The 6,309-nt window shown below is 68.4% G+C and carries 4 protein-coding genes; 2 read left to right on the forward strand and 2 right to left on the reverse strand.

Annotation, left to right across the window (positions count from 1 at the left end):
- Positions 1-48: 48 nt before the first annotated feature.
- Together B0W88_RS04115 and B0W88_RS04120 are read left to right on the forward strand one after the other, a co-directional pair.
- Positions 49-1,701: a serine hydrolase gene (locus B0W88_RS04115; RefSeq protein WP_077033385.1), complete on the forward strand. Its 1,653-nt coding sequence runs from the start codon at positions 49-51 to the stop codon at positions 1,699-1,701.
- A 69-nt stretch (positions 1,702-1,770) separates the two neighbouring features.
- On the forward strand, positions 1,771-2,505 hold the full coding sequence (locus tag B0W88_RS04120) for a helix-turn-helix domain-containing protein (protein WP_077033386.1): 735 nt from the start codon (positions 1,771-1,773) through the stop codon (positions 2,503-2,505).
- Between the two features lie 415 nt (positions 2,506-2,920).
- Here the strand turns inward: B0W88_RS04120 and B0W88_RS04125 are convergent, their stop codons facing one another.
- Both B0W88_RS04125 and B0W88_RS33450 read right to left on the reverse strand, forming a co-directional pair.
- Positions 2,921-5,932: a caspase family protein gene (locus B0W88_RS04125; protein WP_144006594.1), complete on the reverse strand. Its 3,012-nt coding sequence runs from the start codon at positions 5,930-5,932 to the stop codon at positions 2,921-2,923.
- Positions 5,920-6,243: a hypothetical protein gene (locus B0W88_RS33450; RefSeq protein WP_077033388.1), complete on the reverse strand. Its 324-nt coding sequence runs from the start codon at positions 6,241-6,243 to the stop codon at positions 5,920-5,922. Before B0W88_RS33450 ends, B0W88_RS04125 begins: the two co-directional genes overlap by 13 nt.
- Positions 6,244-6,309 lie beyond the last annotated feature (66 nt).

Below are 6,309 nucleotides of genomic sequence, written 5' to 3' on the forward strand. Positions count from 1 at the left end.
CCGCCGACGATTCTTGTCCGATCATTGTTCGTTCCCGAGGAGACCTGCATGAATGAATCCACCGCCCCCGAGACCAAGGCCGCCAAGACCGGCGTGGCCGCCCTCGATGGCATCTTCCAGGTCGCCAACAAGGCCGACGCGCCGGGCCTGGTGGTCGGCGTCGCCCAGCACGGCAAGACTGTCTACCGGCGTGGCTTCGGGCTGGCCAGCATCGAGCTGGGCGTTGCCAACACGGCCTGGACCCGCATGCGCATCGGCTCCACAACCAAGCACTTCACCTGCCTGGCAGCCCTGCTGCTGGTGGAAGAAGGCAAGCTCGACATCGACGTGGGCGTACGCACCTACCTGCCCGAGCTCCCCAAGCTGGCCAAGGAGCCCACGCTGCGTCAGTTCATGTCGCACACCGGCGGCTACCGCTGCTACCTCGATGTCGGCTTCATGAGCGACGGCATGGCCATCAAGCCCAAGGGCGTCGCGCTGCATGCGCAGCTGCGACAGTCCGAGGTCAACTTCGCGCCGGGCGAGATGATGATCTACAACAACGGCGGCTATCACATGCTGTCGCTGGTGATCGAGCGGGTCAGCGGCATGAAGTTCGAGCGCTTCCTCGAGGAGCGCATCTTCACGCCGCTGGGCATGATCGACACCCGCTGCGTGCAGAGCGACTTTGAGATCCACCCCAATATGGCCACGCTGCACGTGGCGCAACCGGACGGCAGTTGGCGGCGGGGCATCTTCCCGACGGAGGAGAATCGCGGCGAGGGCTCGATGATCTCGACGATCGACGACATGCTGCGCTGGCTGGCCCACCTGCGTGGCCCGCACAGGGTCGGCACCGATGCCTCGTGGAAGCAGATGACGACGACCGTCCCGCTGTCCAGCGGCACGCCGAGCCCATACGCGCTCGGCCTGATGGTGCACGACTACCGCGGCGTCCGGGTCATCCAGCACTCAGGCAGCGTCATCGGCGGCACCTGCCAGATGATCACCGTGCCCGCCCATGAGCTTGACGTCATCATCATGACCAATGGCGCCGTCGTGAACGCGATTGAGCTGGCCAACAAGGTGATCGACGCGATGCTGGGCGACGAGGTGCTTGGCCCCGTCGAGGAGCGTGCCACGGCCGAGCGCTTCAAGGCCGTGCTGGACAAGCACTACCTCTCGCCCGAGACCGGCCTGGTCGTGGGCTTCGCCGACGCCGACGGCAAGCTCGGCCTCACGGTCATGAACAGTGCGCCTGTCCCGCTGCGCGACGAAGGCGAGACGCTTCGGATCGGCATCGAAGACCTCGCGATGGGGCCGTTCCAGCTGACAACGGCTGCGCTCGCCGACCTGGAGACGGCGCCTGCGGAAATCGAGCTTGCCGAATCGGGCTGGAAGCGCCGCCTTCAGCTCTTGCCCGACGCGCCGCCCGCTGACGCCGCGGCCCCGCTGGCGGGCCGCTACCACGCGCGCGACCTCGGGGTTGACGCCCAGGTCCTGCTCAATGGGGACACGTGGACGCTGCGCGTGGCGGGCGACTTCGCGGTCAACGACATGGTGCTGACGGCGCTCTCGGCCGACGTGTTCGCACTTTCGCTCCCGGAGTTTCCGAAAATGCGAATGGTTCTGGGCGTGGACCGCCACGACGGTGCGGTCACGGGGTTCCGTGTCGATTCGGGCCGCACGCGCCACATGCGTTTCCAACGCATTGAAGCTTAAGAGAACGCACGATCGCGGGGGCGTTCTCCAAAGGAGAGATTCATCGCCGATTCTGCTAAAGTTAAGCGAATGAGCGCCAATGATCGCCTGCCCGGCGTAAATGCAGAATCACCAGGCCAGGCCATTCGCGCGTTGCGGCTCGACAAGCGCATGACGCTCGCTCAGGTGAGCGCGAAGACGGGCCTGGCCATCTCCACCTTATCCAAACTGGAAAAAGGGCAAGTCTCACTGTCGTTCGACAAGCTGACGCTGCTGAGCAAAGGCCTGGGCGTCGACATTGCGAGCCTGCTTGAGCCGCAGCTTCATTCGCCCCCGCCCAGGACGGCGCTCGGCAGCGGACGGCGCGCGGTGCAGCATGCGGGCGACGGGCAACTGATCGAGACGAGCAGCTATCGCCAGTTGTATCTCGCCACGGAGTTGTTGAACAAGGCGATGACGCCCATTGCCGTGGAAATCCGTGCACGCACGCTGGCGGAATTCACGGAGGAGTTCGGCGGCCTGATACGCCATTCGGGCGAGGAGTTCTCACTCGTGCTCGAAGGCGAGCTTGAGTTCCACTCCGAGCTCTACGCGCCGCTTCGCTTGAAGGAGGGCGACTCGGTTTATTTCGACAGCGACATGGGGCACGCCTACCTCAACGCCGGCGATACGCGCTGCCGTGTGATATGCGTCTGCGCGCCCCGTGGCGACGACGCGATGACCGACTTGTTCGTCAGCGCCTCCGAGCGCCTAGGCGCGGCCGCAGAGATTGACGCGCCCACGGCACCGCGTTCTCGCCTGGCCGTCAAACGCGGCTTGCGCTGAATCTCTGGGGCCCGGGGCCCATCGTGCTTGCGCCGCCTGCGTCGACGCATTTCAAGGAGCGGCTGCTTGCATGATCAGCGGCCATCGAGCATGCGTGAGCGGTCGTGGACAAGGTCGAGCCGTCCACGTCGTCGAATGTCTCCCAGACGCCGACGAGCAGGCGTTGCGGGCGCAGAATTCGACTTCTGCTAGGGGTCGGGACCCGGTACTCAACAACCCGAATCGCAGGTTGTTAGCCGATCACCCGCAGCAATTGTCTCTAACAGCTGTACACCGAACGCCTTGCGCCACCTACCCCTGCAAGCACTTTGACTCGCCCGCTGACCGCCTTCGCTCCGAGATGGACAGCCATCGGACAAGACGCCCATAGGACGCTCACCGTCGCGCTGGCTCTGAACCAGCGTGCCGGGTCGGACTACCGATCTTGGTGCTTGCCGAACTCGGCCAGGACCGTAGCGCGCAAAGCGGCGTTGGCCACCAGCGATGGTGTCTGCCTGAGATCCACGTGCGACGGCCGTTGCCGACGCGCGGCGGCGTTGATCCTGTTCATGTTGCGCTGGACCTCGGGCTGCAACTGCTCGAATACCGTCTGCAGCGTCAGCGGCCGGGCCTCCGATGTCTTCTGCAGTTCGCCGCCCAGCGCACGAAGCAGCGCATAGGTGAAGGCCCCGTGGGCCACGCCGGGATCCGCCGATTCGTACGACAGCTCGGTACCGGTCGACGCTGTCAGCGTCGAGAAGTTCGCGGCAGCGCTTCTTTTGGTGATGGCGTAGGGGTTGCCGCTGAAGCCCACGGCGCCTGCGTGGCAGGTGTCGATGATGAGCAGGCGGCGGCCCGCCACGCGGCGCATCGCATCGGTCAGCTCGGTGGCGCCGATGAGCGAGTCCAGACTGGCCTTGGTGCCCGGCAAAGGCCCGCCGATCAGGCCCTCGATCTCGCGCGATCGCGCACCGGCCGGCATGAAGTAGTACTCGCGCCCCGACGAATCGGCCACGCCGTGCGAGGCCAGGAAGACGACGACCGTGTCCTGCGCCGTCGCGCCCTGCAGCGCCTCGAGCGCGCGAAGGATGTTGTCCTTGCGCGGCGGCAGCCCCTGGCGATGCGAAAGCACGGTCGCGCGCACCTCGCTGAACAGCGATCCTGCACGGTCGCGCAGCAGCTTGCTCAGCTCGATGGCATCGCTGGGCGCGTTCGGCAGGTCGGGCAGGAAGACGTCGCAGTCGCGCGTTCGGCCACATCCTTCGAAGTCTTCGAAGTGCTCCACCCCGATGGCAAGCACCCACAGCACCCCCTTTGCCGCCCCCGGGAGCGCGGCCCTCTGCGGACGCAGCGCAGCCGTCTCGTCCAGGCCGATCACGCCGTCCGAGAGCGCCTCCACGCGGATGTGGTCGAACGGGAGGCTGGCCGGTATCACGACCGTCTGCGCCAGTTCACCCCGCCGCGCCGCCTGCAGCTGAGCGCCGCCCGGCAGCACCGGAATGCCGTCGGCGTACACACCGACTTCGCGGACTGTGGCGCTGCCCGCATGCACGGTGAACCGCACCTCGCGACGTTCCGGGTTCAGTTCCTCGATCCGCACTTCCGGTGCCGCCAGCCTCGCCCAGGCCGGCGCCATGGCACCGCGCGATGCAGGCATCGCCGACTCGTCCGCCTCGCGCAGCGCGGCCCGCACCCGATCGGGCTGATACAGATCGCGCTCGAACTGCACGGCCCGCAGGAACGCCGGTTCGCGCCCGTCGCCCCGGTTCCGCAGCCAGCCCAGGAACTCGTCGCCACCGGGCGAGCTGGCGTAGCTGCCGTCGGGTCGCCAGGCGATCCAGTCGCGGCCGTTGCGATGCAGGAACAGGCCCATGGCCTCGCGCCCGCTCGTCGCTTCGTACCAGCGCAAGGTGCCGTCTCCGACGGCCGCCACCACCCAGCGGCCGTTGGCACTGAGCGCAACCTGGTAGGCCGGAGCGGGAAGATCGTTCTCCCACAGGACGCGGCCCGTGGCGTCGGCCAGGAGCACCGACCATTGCGTGCCGAGCACCGCGCGCCTGGCGTCCCCGGCCCAGCTGCGCACCGACTGGAAGGCCTTCAGCCGTACAGGGCTGCCATTGATGCGCACCGGCTGGGCATAGCCCAGTTCGTCGAGCATCGCGTCCACCTGAAGCCCGCCACCGCGGCCCGGAGGCGCGAGGCCGCTGCCGTCGGCCTCGCGGGCCTCCCGGAACGCAGCATCGGGCGGCTCTCCCAGCCTGAAGAGGCGCTGCTCGCCGCCGGAGGCGTCCATCGGCAGCAGCACCGTCTCGGCATTGGCATCGAGCCGCCACGCATCCCAGGCAAAGCGGAAGTCGCCATTCGGCGGCAAGGCCTCGGCCAGCACGCGTCCGTCGTTCGCGATGCGGGCGAGGCTGGGCGCCACGGTGGACACGAGCAGTTCGCCATCCAGCAGCGGCAGCACGTTGGTGAAGCGCTGGCGGCCGACCGGCAGGCGCTCGATCGCGCCGCTGGCCAGCGTCACGCGGTACAGCGGCGTGGCGCCATCGCCGACGAAGCTACCGTGCATGTGCAGGCGCTTGCCATCGGCGCTCCAGTTGGGACAGCACAGCGAGCGCTGCGCCGGATCCTTGACGCTCAGCCGCTGCAGCACCTGCTGTCGACGCGGATCGAAGACGACGATCTCCGGCCGGTCCTGCAGGCCGAAGGCCAGCATCGCGCCGTCGGGAGAGAAGCGCACGCCCCCGAGCGCGCCGCCGCGGCACTGCGCGCCCCCATCGTCCCGCGGCGGATACTCGGCCCGGAATGCGAGCCGGCCATCGGGACCGTAGACGCGCAGGCAGCCGTCGGCCGAGGTCGTGGCCAGTGCGCCGTCGACCGAGAAGTCGGCGAAGCCCACCCGCTCGTGGTACTCGCGGTCGACCCAGAGTTCGCGGCCCGATGGCCAGTCGAGCACGCGCAGCCCCGCGCCGCCACCCAGGCCGATCGCCAGGCGCCGCCCGTCAGCGCTGATCGCCATCGATTCGATGACGCCCTCGAAGCCGCGCAGGACCTGCAGCAGGCGGCCGGTCTGCAGGTCGAAGCGGTAGGCCTGCGAACGCTTGCCATCGGACCAGGCCAGGCCGGTCCAGCCGCCGACGATGACCTCACGCCCGTCCGGCGTGATGGCGAGCGCCCGCAGTGCGCCCTCCTCACCCGGTTCGCTCGGCACGGCGATCATGCGCATCAAGGCCAGGTCACGCGCACGCCAGACCCGCAGCGTCTTGTCCTCGCTGACGGTGACCAGGCGCTGCAGGTCCGGTGTCAGGCGGATCTGGTTGATGCGCGCGCTGTGCATCGCATAGGCGACGCGTGGCTGGGGCTGCGACGACTGCGCGCCGGCCGTGGCCGCGCTCCACAGCAGCAAACACGCCGCCGCGCGCAGCAGTCGAAGCATCAATTCGAGCACGAGCGAGTCGTCGACGAGCCTCCTGGTGCGGCCTGCACATCGGCACCGGCGCAGACCGAGTTGTCCAGCGTGTTGGCGATCGGGAAGCGTCGGCGGAACACATTGGTGGCCGAGCCCGCACCCGCGCCGCCGCGACCCAGGTCCGCCAAGGCGGCCGGCCGGGCACCGACCACCGGCACCTCTTCGGGTGAGCCCAGCTGGGGCGGCAAGCTCACCTCGACCGGGCGAAGACCCTCCTCCGCCCGCGCCGTCCCCGGAGCCCTCTCCGTCACCTTCGCCGTCGCCATCGCCATCGCCATCGCCATCGCCATCCCCGGCGCCGCAGGCGGAGGAGGGTCTTCGCCCGGTCGAGGTGAGCTTGCCGCCCCAGCTGGGCT

It is taken from the genome of Pelomonas sp. KK5 (assembly GCF_001984095.1).
In the GTDB taxonomy this organism is placed as follows: Bacteria; Pseudomonadota; Gammaproteobacteria; order Burkholderiales; family Burkholderiaceae_C; genus KK5.

Bases quoted from the DNA above. Each gene is read 5' to 3' on its own strand.
- B0W88_RS33450 (WP_077033388.1), bottom strand. From the start codon at position 6,243: ATGGCGATGGCGATGGCGATGGCGATGGCGACGGCGAAGGTGACGGAG.
- B0W88_RS04115 (WP_077033385.1), top strand. From the start codon at position 49: ATGAATGAATCCACCGCCCCCGAGACCAAGGCCGCCAAGACCGGCGTG.
- B0W88_RS04120 (WP_077033386.1), top strand. From the start codon at position 1,771: ATGAGCGCCAATGATCGCCTGCCCGGCGTAAATGCAGAATCACCAGGC.